The 15,395-nt window shown below is 64.0% G+C and carries 18 protein-coding genes; 3 read left to right on the top strand and 15 right to left on the bottom strand.

Translation table 11 applies throughout. The features are described from left to right. Nucleotides 1–148: 148 nt before the first annotated feature. On the bottom strand, nt 149–604 hold the full coding sequence (locus FJ414_RS29890) for a DUF2214 family protein (RefSeq protein WP_140647943.1): 456 nt from the start codon (nt 602–604) through the stop codon (nt 149–151). Between the two features lie 186 nt (nt 605–790). On the opposite strand from FJ414_RS29890, the gene FJ414_RS29885 reads away from it, so the two are divergent. Next, a complete protein-coding gene (locus FJ414_RS29885) occupies nt 791–1,351 on the top strand; it encodes a GNAT family N-acetyltransferase (RefSeq protein ID WP_140647942.1) in 561 nt (186 codons plus the stop codon). On the opposite strand, the gene FJ414_RS29880 is transcribed toward FJ414_RS29885, so the two are convergent. The 9 genes from FJ414_RS29880 to FJ414_RS29835 all read right to left on the bottom strand — a co-directional run bounded on the left by FJ414_RS29880 (nt 1,348) and on the right by FJ414_RS29835 (nt 7,715). Then, nucleotides 1,348–3,834 carry an EAL domain-containing protein gene (locus FJ414_RS29880; protein WP_140647941.1) on the bottom strand — a complete coding sequence of 829 codons (2,487 nt, stop codon included), beginning with the start codon at nt 3,832–3,834 and terminating at the stop codon, nt 1,348–1,350. The two genes, FJ414_RS29885 and FJ414_RS29880, sit on opposite strands and share 4 nt — an antisense overlap. A 297-nt stretch (nt 3,835–4,131) precedes the next feature. After that, on the bottom strand, nt 4,132–4,530 hold the full coding sequence (locus FJ414_RS29875; RefSeq protein ID WP_140647940.1) for a DUF1801 domain-containing protein: 399 nt from the start codon (nt 4,528–4,530) through the stop codon (nt 4,132–4,134). A gap of 78 nt (nt 4,531–4,608) precedes the next feature. Further along, nucleotides 4,609–5,052, bottom strand: a complete 444-nt coding sequence (locus tag FJ414_RS29870; RefSeq protein WP_140647939.1) for a DUF1801 domain-containing protein — start codon at nt 5,050–5,052, stop codon at nt 4,609–4,611. Continuing rightward, complete coding sequence (locus FJ414_RS29865) at nt 5,052–5,285, bottom strand: hypothetical protein (RefSeq protein WP_140647938.1); 234 nt, start codon at nt 5,283–5,285, stop codon at nt 5,052–5,054. Before FJ414_RS29865 ends, FJ414_RS29870 begins: the two co-directional genes overlap by 1 nt. A gap of 38 nt (nt 5,286–5,323) precedes the next feature. Beyond that, complete coding sequence (locus FJ414_RS29860) at nt 5,324–5,716, bottom strand: VOC family protein (RefSeq protein ID WP_140647937.1); 393 nt, start codon at nt 5,714–5,716, stop codon at nt 5,324–5,326. Between the two features lie 78 nt (nt 5,717–5,794). Then, the gene (locus tag FJ414_RS29855) at nt 5,795–6,205 is read right to left on the bottom strand and encodes an SRPBCC domain-containing protein (protein ID WP_140647936.1); all 411 of its coding nucleotides are present in this window, start codon (nt 6,203–6,205) and stop codon (nt 5,795–5,797) included. Next, entirely contained in the window at nt 6,202–6,525 is a 324-nt protein-coding gene (locus FJ414_RS29850; RefSeq protein WP_140647935.1) for a metalloregulator ArsR/SmtB family transcription factor, read from the bottom strand. The genes FJ414_RS29855 and FJ414_RS29850 overlap by 4 nt, the downstream gene beginning before the upstream one ends. 177 nt (nt 6,526–6,702) lie before the next feature. Beyond that, complete coding sequence (locus FJ414_RS29840; RefSeq protein ID WP_140647945.1) at nt 6,703–7,170, bottom strand: NUDIX hydrolase; 468 nt, start codon at nt 7,168–7,170, stop codon at nt 6,703–6,705. A gap of 248 nt (nt 7,171–7,418) precedes the next feature. Further along, nucleotides 7,419–7,715 carry a hypothetical protein gene (locus tag FJ414_RS29835; protein WP_140647934.1) on the bottom strand — a complete coding sequence of 99 codons (297 nt, stop codon included), beginning with the start codon at nt 7,713–7,715 and terminating at the stop codon, nt 7,419–7,421. Here FJ414_RS29835 and FJ414_RS29830 point away from each other — a divergent pair. After that, the gene (locus FJ414_RS29830; RefSeq protein WP_181181753.1) at nt 7,704–8,144 is read left to right on the top strand and encodes a hypothetical protein; all 441 of its coding nucleotides are present in this window, start codon (nt 7,704–7,706) and stop codon (nt 8,142–8,144) included. The genes FJ414_RS29835 and FJ414_RS29830 overlap by 12 nt on opposite strands. Before the next feature lie 32 nt (nt 8,145–8,176). Then, nucleotides 8,177–8,773, top strand: coding sequence for an invasion associated locus B family protein (locus FJ414_RS29825; protein WP_140647933.1), 597 nt, complete (start codon nt 8,177–8,179; stop codon nt 8,771–8,773). Between the two features lie 251 nt (nt 8,774–9,024). Here FJ414_RS29825 and FJ414_RS29820 read toward each other — a convergent pair whose 3' ends face one another. From FJ414_RS29820 to FJ414_RS29800, 5 genes are read right to left on the bottom strand one after another with little or no spacing between them, the layout of a single operon-like run. After that, entirely contained in the window at nt 9,025–9,717 is a 693-nt protein-coding gene (locus FJ414_RS29820; RefSeq protein WP_140647932.1) for a response regulator transcription factor, read from the bottom strand. Continuing rightward, the gene (locus FJ414_RS29815; RefSeq protein ID WP_140647931.1) at nt 9,714–12,437 is read right to left on the bottom strand and encodes a sensor histidine kinase KdpD; all 2,724 of its coding nucleotides are present in this window, start codon (nt 12,435–12,437) and stop codon (nt 9,714–9,716) included. Before FJ414_RS29815 ends, FJ414_RS29820 begins: the two co-directional genes overlap by 4 nt. Nucleotides 12,438–12,491: 54 nt before the next feature. Next, the gene (gene kdpC, locus FJ414_RS29810; RefSeq protein ID WP_140647930.1) at nt 12,492–13,055 is read right to left on the bottom strand and encodes a potassium-transporting ATPase subunit KdpC; all 564 of its coding nucleotides are present in this window, start codon (nt 13,053–13,055) and stop codon (nt 12,492–12,494) included. Between the two features lie 12 nt (nt 13,056–13,067). Next, entirely contained in the window at nt 13,068–15,161 is a 2,094-nt protein-coding gene (gene kdpB, locus FJ414_RS29805; RefSeq protein WP_140647929.1) for a potassium-transporting ATPase subunit KdpB, read from the bottom strand. Further along, nucleotides 15,158–15,394 carry a hypothetical protein gene (locus tag FJ414_RS29800; protein ID WP_246672531.1) on the bottom strand — a complete coding sequence of 79 codons (237 nt, stop codon included), beginning with the start codon at nt 15,392–15,394 and terminating at the stop codon, nt 15,158–15,160. The genes kdpB and FJ414_RS29800 overlap by 4 nt, the downstream gene beginning before the upstream one ends. Nucleotide 15,395 lies beyond the last annotated feature (1 nt).

The following is a 15,395-nucleotide window of genomic DNA, read 5'->3' as shown; positions in this document are numbered from 1 at the left end:
CGGAACAAAGCCCTTGATCCGGTCCCACTGGTCGTCCCGAAGCGCGTCGCAGTTCATCACTGATCCCCAAAAATCAGTGTTGAATCTGATTTGCCGGCCTGTGGGAATCCCAATTCCTTAAATCGTCACTACGGCCTAAAGCGGTGTTCTAATAACCGTAGCCGCGCGCCATCGCCGCGGCGAAGACGGGGATCAGCAGGAAGATGAAGCCCTCAGCGCGGACATAGTTCTTCACCGAAGCCAGTTCCGCCGCCGGCACCGCGAAAGACGGATTGCCGCTCGCCTGCCTGTTCCAGGAGATGAAGCGCATGGTCGGCGCGATTGACAGCAGGCCGACGATGGCGAAGGCCACCATCTTTGCCCAGAACACCCAATTGTAGATGTAGAATTCCCAGCCTTTCAGGCCGAAGAACACACGGCAGACGCCGACGATGACGATGAGCGCAGCGACGATGCCGTAATAGCGATCGATGCCGGCAAGGCGCTTCAGCGTCGCCGCCGCCAGATCGCCGCGCACCAGCACGAACTCCGCGCCGATGATGCCGGCCAGCGAGAACACCAGAAGGTGATGCGCGATCGCCAGCAACAGATCTGTGGTGTCCATGGTGCGTCTCCGGTCGACTTGCGCTTTTGGGTCGGTTTCGCGCGCAAACTAGCATCGCCAGGCGAAAGCCCATAGCGATGCAGCCGCGCCATGGCCGTTATGGCTGGAAGAGCCACCGCATTATCGTGGCTCTTGATCGAGCGTGCTGTTTTGCTAAGCGCTGTCGCGTCGATGGAGGGCAATGCCATGAGCATCAAGACGGAAGCCGGCGTGCCGATCCTCGAGACGGCGCGCACCGTTCTGCGACCGCACAGGCTAAACGATTTCGAGACCTATGCCGCCATGTGGGCGGAGCCCGCCGTCACCCGTTTCATCGGCGGCAAGCCGCGCACGCGCGAAGAGAGCTGGATGCGCTTCCTGCGCCATGCCGGCCTGTGGTCGCTGATCGGCTACGGATTCTGGGCGATCGAGGACAAGGGGTCAGGGCGCTTCATCGGCGAGGCCGGGTTCCATGATCTGAAGCGTGAGATCGAGCCGTCGATCGAAGGCGTGCCGGAAGCAGGCTGGGCGCTGGCCTCGGAGGCGCATGGCCAGGGGCTTGCGAGCGAAGTCGTCGGGCGGATCGTCGCCTGGAGCGACGAGGCGTTGGGGCAGGCGAGAACCGTCTGCATCATCGATCCGGAAAACGGCGCGTCGCTCAAGGTGGCCGAGAAGAACGGCTATCGCGAAATCCTGCGCACCACCTATCACGAAAAGCCGACGATCCTGTTGGAGAGGCCGGCCGGATCGAGCGGCGCCAAGGCCTAACCAGCTTTGCGGCGCAGGGTCTTGGCCAGCGTGTCCCAGGCATCCGTCACCGCACCCTGTGCCGTGTGCCCGCCGTGCAGGACCGTGGCCGCGTCGAATGGCTGGGGTCGCGCGATCGCATAGCCCTGCGCGTAATCGACGCCGATCGCTTTCAAGGCTTCGACGATGCCGTCGCTTTCAACGAATTCGGCGATGGTGCGTTTTCCGGTCACCTTGCCGATATGATGGATCATCTCGACCATCGCGCGATCGATGCGGTCGTCGAGCATGTCCTTGACGAAGCTGCCGTCGATCTTGAGGTAATCGACCGGCAAATGCTTCAGATAGGCGAAGGACGACATGCCGGAGCCGAAATCGTCGAGCGCGAAGCGGCAGCCCAGCCCGCGCAGGTCGGCGATGAAACGCATGGCCTCGGTCAGGTTGGCGATGGCGCTGGTCTCGGTGATCTCCAGGCAGATCGTTTCGGGCGCAATGGCGTGCGCGGCGAACTGCTCGCGCATGAAGCCGAGAAACGTCTCGTCGCCGAACGTGGCGCCGGAGAGATTGATCGCGCAGGTGGATATCGGCGCCGCGCGCGGATCGGTGCGTCTGGCCGCCAATGTGGCGAAAGCGTTGCGCACCACCCAGCGATCGATCGCGGGCATCAATCCGTAGCGCTCCGCCGCCGGAATGAAGCTCTGCGGGGTGACGAAGCTGCCGTCGTCGTCGGTCAGCCTGAGCAGGATTTCGATATGCGCGCCTGGCTCGGCAATATCGTCCCGCAGCGGCGCGATCTCCTGCGCATGCAGCCTGAAGCGGTTCTCGTCCAGTGCGGCATGCAGGCGCTGCACCCAGGCCATCTCGCCGAAGCGCTCGCGCAACGCCGTGTCGCCGTCGCTGTGGATCTGGACGCGGTTGCGGCCCTTTTCCTTGGCCATGTAGCAGGCGACATCGGCGGCGCGCAGCACCTCCTCCAGCGTCATGCCGACATTGGCGACTTCGACCATGCCGATGCTGACGCTGGTGTTGAAGGGACGCCCTTCCCAGGAAAAGTGCAGATCCTGGACCGTCGCGCGCAACCGTTCGGCGGTGGCGGCGGCACAGTCGGTATCGCAATCGAAGAGCAGCACGCCGAACTCGTCGCCGCCCAGCCTCGCCAGGATGTCGCCGGGCGGCAGCTCATTGGCGAGCAGCACCGAGATCTGGCGCAGCAGCTGGTCGCCGGCGGCATGGCCGCAGGTATCGTTGACCAGTTTGAACTGATCGAGGTCGAGATACATCAGCGCGTGCCGGCGCGGCCTTTCCGGTGCTTCGGAGATCGCGCTCGCCAGACGGTTCTCGAAGTCGCGGCGGTTGACGAGACCGGTCAGCGCATCATGCGATGCCTGCCACGACAGCCGCTCGATATAGTCCTGCTCACGTGTCATGTCGTGCAGGGCAAGGACGCACCCCAGGATCGTGCCGGAGACGATCAGCGGAGCACCGTTCAGCGCCACCGGCACGACCGAACCGTCGGGACGCTCCAGAAGCTGCGGGCGCACATTGGAGCGGCGCGGCTCGCCCGCCAGCAGGCGCGGGACCAGATCGGTCTCCTCGACGCCGCTGTCCTTGTCGACGAGCCGGAACAATGAGGCGACCGGCCTGCCCTTGGCGGCGGCGAGCGAACAGGCAAGCAGCCTTTCCGCTCCGGCATTCATATAGTCCAGCCGCCCCTCGGCATCGGTGCTGATGACGGCCTGGCCGATCGAAGCCAATGTGATCTGGGCACGCTCGCGCTCGGCATTGAGAGCGTTCTGGAAGGCCTGGCGTTGCTTCATCAGCTTGCGCGTGCGCCAGACGGCAAGCAGGATAAGCAGTGCGGCGGTGGCGAGATTGGCCGCCGTCAGCGCCATCTTGATGAAGCGCGATCCCTCGCCCAGACTGTCGGAAAAAGCTTTGGACAGCGGCCCGATCCGGAGATCGAGCTGGTGGATTTGCGCCTTCCAGAGACTGATCTCGGCCGTCGAGGCCGGTCCGTTCTCGAGCCTGCGATGCATGTCGTCGCCAAGGCTTTCGATGGCGAGGATCATTTCGTCGGCCGTAGCCCAGTGGCGGATGGCGATGTCGAGATAGCTCACGGCGCGAAAATTCCGGAACAGCCAGATCATGCCGGCGACATCGTCGGGATGGTTGTTGCCGCCAAGAAAGCCGAGCCTGGCCGCATTCGCGTCGGGCTCGGCCTGTTCTAGCGCGAGCCGCGCGGCGCGATCGGCCAGCGGCACGGCGATGGCTTGACGATATTCGCTGAAATACTCTTCCCGGCCGGTGTCGGCATAAAGGCTGAGGAAATAGATGGCGTGCTTCTGCCCCTTCGACCATTGGCTTTCGCCGCCGACATAGGCGCGGACAGCTGACAGCGTGTGGAGGCTAAGCGTCGCAACCAGTGCCTGGATCAGGACGACCGCGACGAAAGGCCAGACCAGCCCGATGAGACGCGGGGCGGCATCGGTCGATGACAGCTTCATCCCATTCCCATGGAGCGTGCGCGGGCTCCTTCGGTGTCTGTCCGACTGGCTCATCCGCCGGTTGAGACGATGTTTTTCCCCACATGTCGTCCGGTTACTGGCGACATCAATCCAGATAGCGTGCCTGGCTTAACAGCCGATAAATTTGTTCAGTATTTGTTTTATGAGTTGTTGCTCAGCAAACAAAAGGATGCGTACGGCTTGATGCCGATATTTTTGTGCATAGTATCGATCCAGAGTGCGGGGACCTGGAAGAAAAAGCCGGCAACATCAATCCGATAGCGCCCCAGCTGCCTCTCAGCGTTTAGCCTTGGATCTGTTGAGGGCCACGGCTTCGCGGACGAGCGCCTTCAGGGCATCGGCGTCGACCGCGTCGCCCTCCTTGAAATCGATGGCGCGCCTGGTGTTGCCTTCGAGGCTGGAGTTGAAGAGCTTCTTGGGATCGGACAGCGCCGCGCCTTTGGCGAAGGTCAGCTTGACGACGGCCTTGTAGGTCTCGCCGGTGCAGATGATGCCGGCATCCTCCCAGACCGGCACGCCGCGCCATTTCCATGTCTCGACGGCTTCCGGCGCGGCTTGCCTGATCAGGGCGCGGAGCCGGGCAAGCGTCTCGCCGCGCCAGTCGCCGAGTTCCTCGATCCTTCCGTCGATCAGCTCGGATGCAGACTTGTCGTCCTGCGGGCTGCCTTCTTGCATATCCGGTTCTCCTTCGGGCTGGATAAGAGATCGCCACCATGGCCTTTTCAGGGAGGCGACGCTTGATCTTTCGTGCGCTTACATCCGTTCACCGGGCAACTGGCTCGCCTGCTTCACCCAGGAAACGAATTGCTCCTCGTCGAGCCGGTCGCTCTCATGGATGTGGAAATAGCGCGTGTCCCCGCTCTTGGATTCGACGGGCGGCACGGGTTCCAGCGACAGGCCGCGGAAGAAGGCCACCTTGATGTATCTGGCGAAGCAATGGACGCCGAGGAACCAGCCTTCGCCTTCCATTCCGTAGAAGGGAGAGTTCCATTTGACGGCCTTCTGCACGTTGGGAACGGCCTCAACGATGAGCTGGTCGAGCCGGCGCCCGACCTCGCTCTTCCAGCCCGGCATCGCCGCGATATAGGCCTGGACGGGCGCGTCGCCATAGCCCTTGGCGATCTGCGGGTTGCCGCCTGAAAGCAGGACAGGTTCCGCGTCCACGGATCGCGCAACCTTTGCTTTTGCCTTCGCCATCAGACCGATCCCGTTCGCTCGCTCGTCTGCTCGCTGCGCCACCTGACGGCATAGGGCAGCACGAACATGTAGAGCCCGCTGAACAGCAGCAGGAAAAGCGGGATCAACGGCGAATAGACGATCCAGGCGGGCGGTGGGCCCATGGCCATGGCGACGAAATTGGCAATGACGGTGACGGTGAGGATGATCGACAGCCAGCGGTGAAGCTGCCTGATCCATTTGCTCCAGTTCATCTAACCTCCCTTGCAAATGACGATACGGATCGAGTTGCCTACCAGCGCGCCAGCTGCGAAAGCTGAATGAGGTTGCCGCAGGTGTCGTTGAGCTGGGCGATGGTCGCGCCGGTCACCGCGGTTGGCGCCATGGCAAAGCTGCCGCCATTGGCCTTGATGCGCTCATGGTCGCTCTTGATGTCGTCGGTGAATAGCATCAGCGCCGGCTGGCCCTGCTTGAAGATGGCCTGCTGATAAGTCTTTGCCGCCGGATTATCGTTGAGGGCCAGCTGCAGTTCAGTGCCGTCCGGATCGTCAGGCGAGGTGACTGTCAGCCAGCGAAAAGGCCCGTTGGTGAAGTCGGCCTTCTTGGTGAAGCCCAGGACGTCGGTGTAGAACCGAAGAGCCTTTTCCTGGTCGTCGACATAGATGCTGGTCAGCTTGATCTTCATTGTCGTGTCTCCATTGCTTGCGCCCGCGGTTTGCCGCCCCGCCAGGACCGTGTCTGTCTTTTGAAGCTTCGGCGGACTTCAATCGATCCGCGAAAGCAGCTGCTCCAGGGCGGTGAAGTTGCGCTTCCAGCCCACCGTGGCGCCGCGGTAGTACGGCTCCTGATCGGCGCGGAAGCCGACCTGCTCCATGCGCAGATGCGTGCCCGTGCCAGTCGGGGTGAGCGTCCAGGTGACGACGCTCTCGAGGTCCTTGGTGTCCCAGCTGTAGGACAGGGTCCTGTTGGCCTCGACCGTCCGCACCTGGCAGTCGACGCCTCCCCATTCCGCGCTCAGGCTGAAGCGATGGTCCACGACCGGCTTGAAGCTGTTCTTCATCAGCCACTCCTCGATGAGATGCGGTTGGGTGAGCGCGCGCCAGATCTTTTCCGGCGGAAAAGGTATCTCGCGCTCGACGATGACGGAGCGCGTTGCGGCCGGCACTTCATTCATTGATCCATCCTTTTGAGCAGTTCCTCCAGATCGTCGAACCGGCTTTCCCAAAACCCCGCCATGTCGCGCGTCCAGTCCATCAACGGCGCCAGCGCCTTGAGCTGGGCGCTGTAATGGGTCTGGCGGCCCTCATGGCGGTCGCGCACCAGGCCCGCCTCCTTGAGGACGCCCAGATGCTTCGACACCGCCGGCTGCGATACGCCGGCCTGCGCGGTCAGGGCACCGACCGTCTGCTCGCCTTGGCGGCAGAGACGTTCGAAGATGGCGCGCCGTGTCGGATCGGCAAGCGTCCTGAACAGTATATCGTGCGAGGCCGACATATCAATCAATAACCCGTTGGCTATTGATTACGTATAACCACTGGGATATGTATGAGTCAAGCAGCGAATCGCCAGCCGCAGCAAAGCGACCGCAACAAGGGCCCAGGGAATGGCTTTGGGCCTATACCGGCACGCCGGCACGACCTTTCCCGAACGACACCGAATAGGATGGTTGCTTTATGCCGGATCGACCACCGGAACGGTCAGATCCCTAAGCAGCGTCGAAAGCTCCGGTTCGTCGATGAGCAGGGCGGCGTCGGCTGCTGGAAGCCATGCACGCTGCCGGTCCGCGGCTTCCTGCCAGTCGGCAAGCTCCCCGGTGACCTCGAGCAAATAGACCACGACGTCCACGCGAATGAAGCCATTGGTCATGCGTTTCCAATAGGAATAGGTGCCGGCAGGCTGCTTCAGCGTCCTGCCGAGAACGCCTGCTTCTTCCTGGGCTTCGATCGTTGCCGCCTTGCGCCCGCTCTTGCCCTTCATCGGCCAACCCTTTGGCACAATGAAGCGCCGTGTGGTGCGTGAGGTGACCAGCAACACTTCCAGGTTGCCGTCTTCCCGCAAGCGATACGGAATGGCCGCCACCTGGCGGATCCGTTGGCCTTTCTTGGCTCTGCGAACTGCTTTCTTCTTGGTTGTTGCCATCCCAAATTCCGGTGAGAGCAGCATCCCTGCCATACGCTCTCGCGCGGCAAAAACCTGTCCTCCTGCAAACCCTAGAGCGTTTCACCGTTTCGCGGAAACGGCGAACCGCTCTATCTCTTTAGTTTTGACGCAATTCCCGACGGAAAACCGTGTCACACTTTTCCTGGAATTGCGCTAGAACCACCGCCCTTGCAATCCGCCATTTTGCCAGCAAGTAAGTCGGCTAATAAACTGAAAAAAACAAAATGTCAGCGGCAAACCCGTGAAATCGTGTTGCCGACCGCTTCCATCCGACAGGTCTTGTCATATACCGGCACATCGGGCTTGGGCTTGGGCGCGCTCTGCCGGTCAAGCTCGCGATACAATTGCTGTTGCTGCTGGTATTGCTGCCGCTGCAAGCGGTTCTGCAACTGCTGCAGCTGGTTCTGCTGCACCAATGCGTCGCGATTCGTCGGGATGACGATCTGCGCATGAGACGACGCAACCTGAGAAATCGCTGCCGCCAGCACGGCGCCTGCCAGAACAGCCAGAGTGTGACGAAGCATCCGCACGGCTCCCATACGAAAAACCATGCACTTCATATAGTGCGGGCGGTCAATAACGCCATGGGCACTGCGAAACGTGATGCGGCCCACGGAAGCTGGGCGATTGGCTATGCCGTGACGCCGGCACTGGAGGTCGGGGCCGACATCCCGGTCAGCGACATCGCCAGCTTCCGCATCTACGGAAAGGCCGGCGTCGAATTCTCCACCAAGCAGTGGGAGATCGAGGGGCGTTTCGCCGCCGCCGAGAATCTGCCCGGCAACCCGGCATTGCACTTGACGGAAGCCATCGATTCGCCGCTCTATCGGGTCGGCGCCGGGCTGGAGCTCAATGGCGTCAACGGCGTTGGTCTGGCGGTCAGGTACAACGGCGCCTTCGGGGAAACGGTCAAGCAGAACGCGGTCAGCGCGTCTCTCAAGGTCAGCTTCTAGCTGACGCGGGACGGCGGCCAAGAAGGGATGTCATGAGGACGAAGTACGCGTCTATCGCGGCGATGCTGGCAGCCGCCTGCATTGCCGGTGTGCCGGCGGCGGGATTTGCCGCGCAGAACAAGGGCGACAAGGTGGCGCCAGCGGCCCAGCCCGCCGACGCAGCGGCCAAGCCGCAACTGCCGGGCGGCGCCTCGGCGCTGTCGGAAACGCATGGCGACTGGACGGTCAACTGCCAAGTCACCGGCACGAACAAGGTCTGCAGCCTGTCGCATCAGCAGTTCAACAAGCAGAGCGGCCAGCGGCTGCTGGCGATCGAATTGACGACCAAGACGGGCCAGGACGCCGCCGGCACGCTGGCGCTGCCCTTCGGGCTTGCCCTGGCCAACGGCATTTCGCTCGAGATCGACGACAAGAAGCTGGACGGGACGCTGCAGTTCAACACCTGCCAGGCGGTCGGCTGCCTGGTGCCGGTGACGTTCGATGCCGATACCACGCCGCTCTTGCAGAACGGCACCACGCTGAAAATCAACGCCACGGCGGCCGACACGACGCAGCCGATCTCCTTCACCATCTCGCTCAACGGCTTCGGCAGCGCGCTGGCGCGGACGGCGGACCTGTCGGCGGACTAGTTTGTCGGAGACCGGCCGGCTGAACGCTTCGTCATCCACGGGCGAAGCAAGGAGCGAAGCGACGCGGCGCAGACCCGAGGATCCATTCCGTGACATAGGAGCGCCGCTCACGGTGCAGAATTCTGCACCGCTGCGCTCTACAATCCAGGTTACGGAATGGATCCCAGGGTCTCCGCGACGCCGCTTCGCGGCTGCTCCGCCCAGGGATGACGAGGTTGGAAGGCTTCGGCCAACCACCACGGTTTGCCTCGCTACTCCACCTCGCGCAGACGGTAGCCGACGCCGGTCTCGGTGATGATGTAGCGCGGCTGGTCCGGCGTCTTCTCGATCTTCTGCCGCAGCTGGCGCACATAGACTCTCAGATACTGGACGTCGGTGGAGTCGTTCCAGATCTGCTTCATCAGGAACTGGTGCGTCAGCACCTTGCCGGCATACTGCACGAGCATGCGCAGGATGTCGTATTCCTTGGGCGACAGTTTCACTTCCTTGTCCTCGACCTTGACGATGCGCTTCACCAGGTCGACGGAAAGGTCGCCGGTGTGGAACACCGGCTTCTCGCCCTGTTGCTGGAATTTGTGGCGCAGCGCCACGCGAATGCGCGCGACCAGCTCGTTCATGCCGAAAGGCTTGGTCACATAGTCATCGGCGCCGAGCTCGAGCGCGGCGACGATACCGGCCTCGTCGGTGCGGCTGGACAGGATGACGACCGGAACGTCGAGGCCGTCGCCGCGCCATTTGCCGAGCAGCTCGAGGCCGGTCATGCCGGGCAGGCCGAGATCGAGCAGGATAAGGTCGGGCCGTTCGGCCTGCATGAGTTCGATCGCCGCCTTGGCGTTAGGCGCCTCGGAGACCGCGTAGCCCTGGCTGCCGAGGCCGACGCGCAGCAATTTGCGGATCGGCGGTTCGTCGTCGACGACCAGGATGGAGACGGTCTGGTTCGTCATGCCGCGTCGTCCGTAAGGGGTGCGCCGAGCGCCGGCAACTCAGCCGGCACCGGCATGCGGATGGTGAAGATAGCGCCCGGACGGTCGGTGCGGTTGGCCGCCGCGATCGTGCCGCCCATAGCCTCGATGAAGCCGCGGCTGATCGACAGGCCGAGACCCGTGCCGGCGCGCACCTGGTCGCGCTTGCGCACGCGGTAGAAGGTGTCGAATATCCGCTCCAGGTCGTCGGGCGGAATGCCCGGTCCCTCGTCCATCACCTGCAGGATGACAGCGCCGTTATCGACCCAGGCCTGCAGCCGGATGGCCGAGCCGGGCGAGGCGTATTTGGCGGCATTGTCGAGGAGGTTGAACAATGCCTGCTCGAACAGAACGGGATCGAGCCGCAGCATCGGCAGGTCGGCCGGAATGTCGGTTTCTATTCTGTGTTCGGCGGTGATCTTCCGCGCCCGGTTCAGCGCCGATCCGACGACGTCGCCGACATAGTGGAATGCGTGGTTTGGCTCCATCGCGCCCGACTCGATCCTGGTCATGTCGAGCAGATTGGCGATGAAGCGGTTCAGCCGCTCCGCTTCGCTGACAACCGTCGCCAGAAGCTCGGCGCGATCGTTTTCCGGCAGCGCTGGCGCGAATTCCTTCAGGGTGCCGGCCGCGCCCATGATCGCGGCAAGCGGCGTCTTCAAGTCATGCGAGATCGAGGTGAGCAGCGCCGAGCGCAAGCGGTCCGCTTCGGCGGCCAGCCTGGCGCGGTCGACATCGGCGACGAGCTGGACGCGCTCGATGGCGACCGCTGCCTGGTCGGCCAGGGCGTCGAGCAGCCGCTGCTGCTCGGGCGTCAGCAGGGGCCCTTGCTTGTCGTTGTCGAGGCCGACCACGCCGATCGCGGTGCGCCCCGTCCGCAGGGGGAGATAGAGGCGTTTTGCGCCAGGCAAGGTGTCGGCGCCGCGGCCGGCGGCACGGTTGTGCTCCCAGGCCCACCGGGCGGCCGCGATATCGGCTTCGGCCAGCGTGTCGTCCGGCGGATAGCCGGCCTTGACGGTGATGGTGCCGTTTTCCGGCAGGAGCAGCACGACGCGGACCTTCAGCATCGAGGCGATCTGGAAGGCGGTGGCCCACAGCACGTCGTCGAGCGTGCCGGCGCCGGCGAGCTTCTTGGAGAAGGAGTAGATGTCCTCGGTGGCGCGCGCCCGCGAGCGCGCGGCAACCGCCTGGCGCTGAACACGCGCGGTCAGGTTACTGGCGATCACGGCTACGACGAGGAAGACCGTGAAGGCGACGATGCTTTCCGGATCCCTGATCGTCAGCGTGTAGCGCGGCTCGAGGAAGAAGAAATTGAAGGCAAGCGCGCTGAGAAAACACGCATAGAGCGCCGGCCAGAGCCCGAAGGTCACGGCCGCGGTCAGCACCGCCAGAAGCAGGACGCTGGCAAGATTGCGGACGTCGAGGAACTGGTCGAGGATCGAGCTGACGGCCAGCGCGCCGGCGACATAGGCCGTCGAGAACAGATAGGGCCAGATCTGGAAAGGCTTCTGCTCGGGCGCGGCCTTGACCCGCACCGGCGGTGTGTCGCCATCGCGCTCGGCGCCTGAAATGACATGGACGCTGATGTCGCCGGCATTGCGGATCAGGTCATAGGTAAGCGAGCCCTCGATCAGCTCGCGCCAGCGCGAGCGGGTCGGCCTGCCGACGACGATATGGGTGAAGTTGTTCGCCGTCGCGTGGCGCACGATGTCCTGGGCGACGTTCTGACCGGGAATGGTGGCGATCTCGGCGCCGAGCTGTTCGGCAAGGCGCAGATTCCTGGCCAGGCGGTCCTTGTCCTCCTCGGACAAGCCAGCGAGCCGCGGCGTGTCCACGTGCAGCGCCGTCCAGGGCGCGCGCAGCCGGTCGGCGAGCCTGCGCGCATAGCGGATGCGGGCCGCCCCGCCAGGTTGCGAGTCGACACAGACGAGAACCCGCTCGCCGGCCGCCCACGGGCCCGGAATGGCATGCGACTGCATGTGGTTGAGCAGCTGCTCGTCGACGCGCTGGGCGGTGCGGCGCAGGGCCAGCTCGCGCAGCGCGGTCAGATTGCCCGGCGAAAAGTAATTCTCGATCGCGCGCTGCGCGGTGTTGGGGAAATAGACCTTGCCGTCCTGCAGGCGTTTGATCAGGTCGTCGGGTGTGAGGTCGATGATCTCGATGTCATCGGCCTCGTCGATGAGGGAATCGGGAACCGTCTCGCGCACCCGGACGCGGGTGATCTGGGCGACGACGTCGTTCAGGCTTTCGACATGCTGGATGTTGAGCGTGGTGTAGACGTCGATGCCTTGCGCAAGGATCTCCTGCACATCGAGATAGCGTTTGGGATGCCGGCTGCCGGGCGCGTTGGTATGGGCAAGCTCGTCGACCAGGACCAGCGCAGGGCGCCGCTTCAGGATGGCGTCGATGTCCATTTCGTCGAGCGTCTGGTCGCGATACTCGACCAGGCGGCGTGGGATCACCTCATAGCCGTCGACCAGGGCCTGGGTTTCCTTGCGGCCATGGGTCTCGACAATGCCGATCACGACATCGATGCCGTCGGCGCGGCGGGCGCGGCCCGCCATCAGCATCTCGTAGGTCTTGCCGACGCCGGGCGCGGCGCCGAGAAATATGCGCAGGCGGCCACGGCCCTCGCGTTCGGCATGCTCGAGGAGCGCGTCGGGGGAGGGTCGGTTCTTAGGGTCGGTCCTGTCGTCGGGCATCAGGTCCAATCATGAATTGCGCCGGGGATCGTGTCGATCCCCGGCGCGGGCGGATTACTTCAGCTCGTCCAGCGCCAGGTTCAGCGCCAGCACGTTGACCACCGGCTCCCCGAGGACGCCAAGCTCGCGGTCCTCGACATGGCTGTCGACCAGTGCCTTCACCTTGGCCTCGTCCACGGCGCGGGCCTTGGCGACGCGCGCCACCTGGAAATAGGCGGCCTCCGGGCTGATGTCGGGATCGAGGCCGCTGCCCGAGGTGGTGACGAGGTTCATGGGCACCGGCTGGTTCGAGTTCTCGGCCTTCAGCTTCCCAGCGTCACCCTTGATGCGGTCGATGAGCTTGGGATTGGTAGGGCCGAGATTCGAGCCGCCGGAGGAGGCGGCGTTGTAACCGTCACCGGCCGCCGACGGCCGGCCGTGGAAATAGCGGTCGCTGGCGAAAGCCTGGCCGATCAGGCTGGAGCCGATGACCTTGCCATCCTTTTCGATAAGGCTGCCATTGGCCTGGTTCGGAAACAGCGCCTGGGCGATGCCGGTCATGCCGATCGGATAGACGAGGCCGGTCAGCACTGTGAAGAAGACGATCATGACAAAGGCGGGTCTGAGTTGCTTGAACATCGGGGCAAATCCTTATGCGAGGCCTAGGGCCGTGACGATCAGGTCGATCGCCTTGATGCCGACGAACGGCACGACGATGCCGCCGAGGCCGTAGATGAGCAGGTTGCGGGTGAGCAGCGAGCCCGCCCCGATGGCGCGATATTTCACGCCTTTCAGCGACAGCGGGATCAGCGCGATGATGATCAGCGCGTTGAAGATGATGGCCGACAGAATGGCGCTCTGCGGCGTCGCCAGATGCATGACGTTGAGCGCCTGCAGCGGACCGGTGGACTGGCCGGGCGCGACGTAGAAGACCGCGAACATCGCCGGGATGATGGCGAAGTACTTGGCCACGTCGTTGGCGATGGAGAAGGTCGTCAGCGAGCCGCGCGTCATCAACAGCGCCTTGCCGATCTCGACGATCTCGATCAGCTTGGTCGGGTCGGAGTCCAAGTCCACCATGTTGCCGGCCTCGCGCGCGGCGACGGTGCCGGTGTTCATGGCGACGCCGACATCGGCCTGGGCCAGCGCCGGCGCGTCGTTGGTGCCGTCGCCGCACATGGCGACCAGCTTGCCCTTGGCCTGCTCCTCGCGGATCAGCGACAGCTTGTTCTCGGGCGTCGCCTGGGCGAGGAAGTCGTCGACGCCGGCTTCGGCGGCGATGGCAGCCGCGGTGAGGGGGTTGTCGCCGGTGATCATCACCGTGCGGATGCCCATCTTGCGCAGCTCCGCGAAACGCTCGCGGATGCCGCCCTTGACGATGTCCTTGAGGTGGACGACGCCGAGCAGGCGGCCGTCGCGCTCGACCGCCAGCGGCGTGCCGCCGGCCTTGGCGATCTCGTCGGCGATCGCCTGCAGGTCGCGGATCGTTTCGGTCGTCGGACGCGTGCCATGGGCGGCGACGGTCGCCTGATTCACGTGATTGAGCACCGCATCGACCGCGCCCTTGCGCACCGACGAACCGTCGATGTCGACGCCGCTCATGCGGGTCTGCGCGGTGAAGGGCACGAAGGCCGCGTGCAAGGTTGCCATGTCGCGGGCGCGGATGGCGTATTTCTCCTTGGCGAGCACGACGATCGAGCGGCCTTCCGGCGTCTCGTCGGCCAGCGATGCAAGCTGTGCTGAATCGGCCAGCTCCTGCTCGGTGACGCCTTTGACCGGACGGAACTCGGTTGCCTGGCGGTTGCCGAGCGTGATGGTGCCGGTCTTGTCGAGGAGAAGCGTGTCGACGTCGCCGGCGGCCTCGACGGCGCGGCCGGACATGGCGAGCACGTTGAAGCGCACCAGGCGGTCCATGCCGGCGATGCCGATGGCCGACAGCAGCGCGCCGATCGTGGTCGGGATCAGCGTCACGAAGAGCGCAACGAGGATCGTCACCGAGATATAGCCGCCCGAATAGGAGGCGAAGCTCGGGATGGTCGCGGTGGCCAGCACGAAGATCAGCGTCATGCCGACAAGCAGGATGTTGAGCGCAATCTCGTTCGGCGTCTTCTGGCGCTCGGCGCCCTCGACCAGCGAGATCATGCGGTCGAGGAAGGTCTGGCCGGATGCGGCGGAGATGCGCACGCGGATCCAGTCGGACAGAACCTGGGTGCCGCCGGTGACGGCCGAACGGTCGCCGCCGGACTCGCGGATGACGGGCGCGGATTCGCCGGTGATCGCCGCTTCGTTGACCGAGGCCACGCCTTCGATCACCTCGCCGTCGGATGGGATGATGTCGCCGGCCTCGACCAGCACGACATCGCCGACCTTCAAGCTGGTGCCCGGCACCATCTTGAATTTGGTGCGGTCGCCGTTGGTGAGCAGCTTGGCGTGGGTTTCGGTGCGCGCCTTGCGCAGCGAGTCGGCCTGCGCCTTGCCGCGGCCCTCGGCCACCGCCTCGGCGAAATTGGCGAACAGCACGGTGAACCACAGCCAGATGATGATCTGCAGCGTGAAACCGAGATCGCCGCCGCCGGCGATCAGGTCGCGGATGAAAAGCACGGTGGTCAGCAGCGAGACGACCGCAACGACGAACATCACCGGATTCTTGACCAGTGTGCGCGGATCAAGTTTGCGGAAGGCGCCGCCGATGGCGGGCACCAGGATGCGCGCATCCATGATAACAGCGGATTTGGACTGGCTCATTTTTGGGCTCCAGTATCGGTTATGTTGGACGGCGCCGGGTGTTCGGTCTTCGGGAAAAGGCGCGGAAGGCCGATGGCCAGCAGCCACAGCACGAACAGCACGGCCGCCATGCCGAGAAAGGTCGAAAGGGTCGGGAAAGGACGAGGCTTCTCGTCCCTTCCGTTGTCGGGCGCTCCGTCACCGGTCTGGTGACGGTCGTTGCCACGGATGTCGTTGAAGCGGGGCATGGTCATC

Origin of the sequence: Mesorhizobium sp. B3-1-6 (assembly GCF_006439555.1) — a bacterium.
GTDB lineage: Bacteria > Pseudomonadota > Alphaproteobacteria > Rhizobiales > Rhizobiaceae > Mesorhizobium.
The sequence above is the reverse complement of the archived record's forward strand: the minus strand, read 5'-3'. Positions and strand labels throughout refer to the sequence as shown.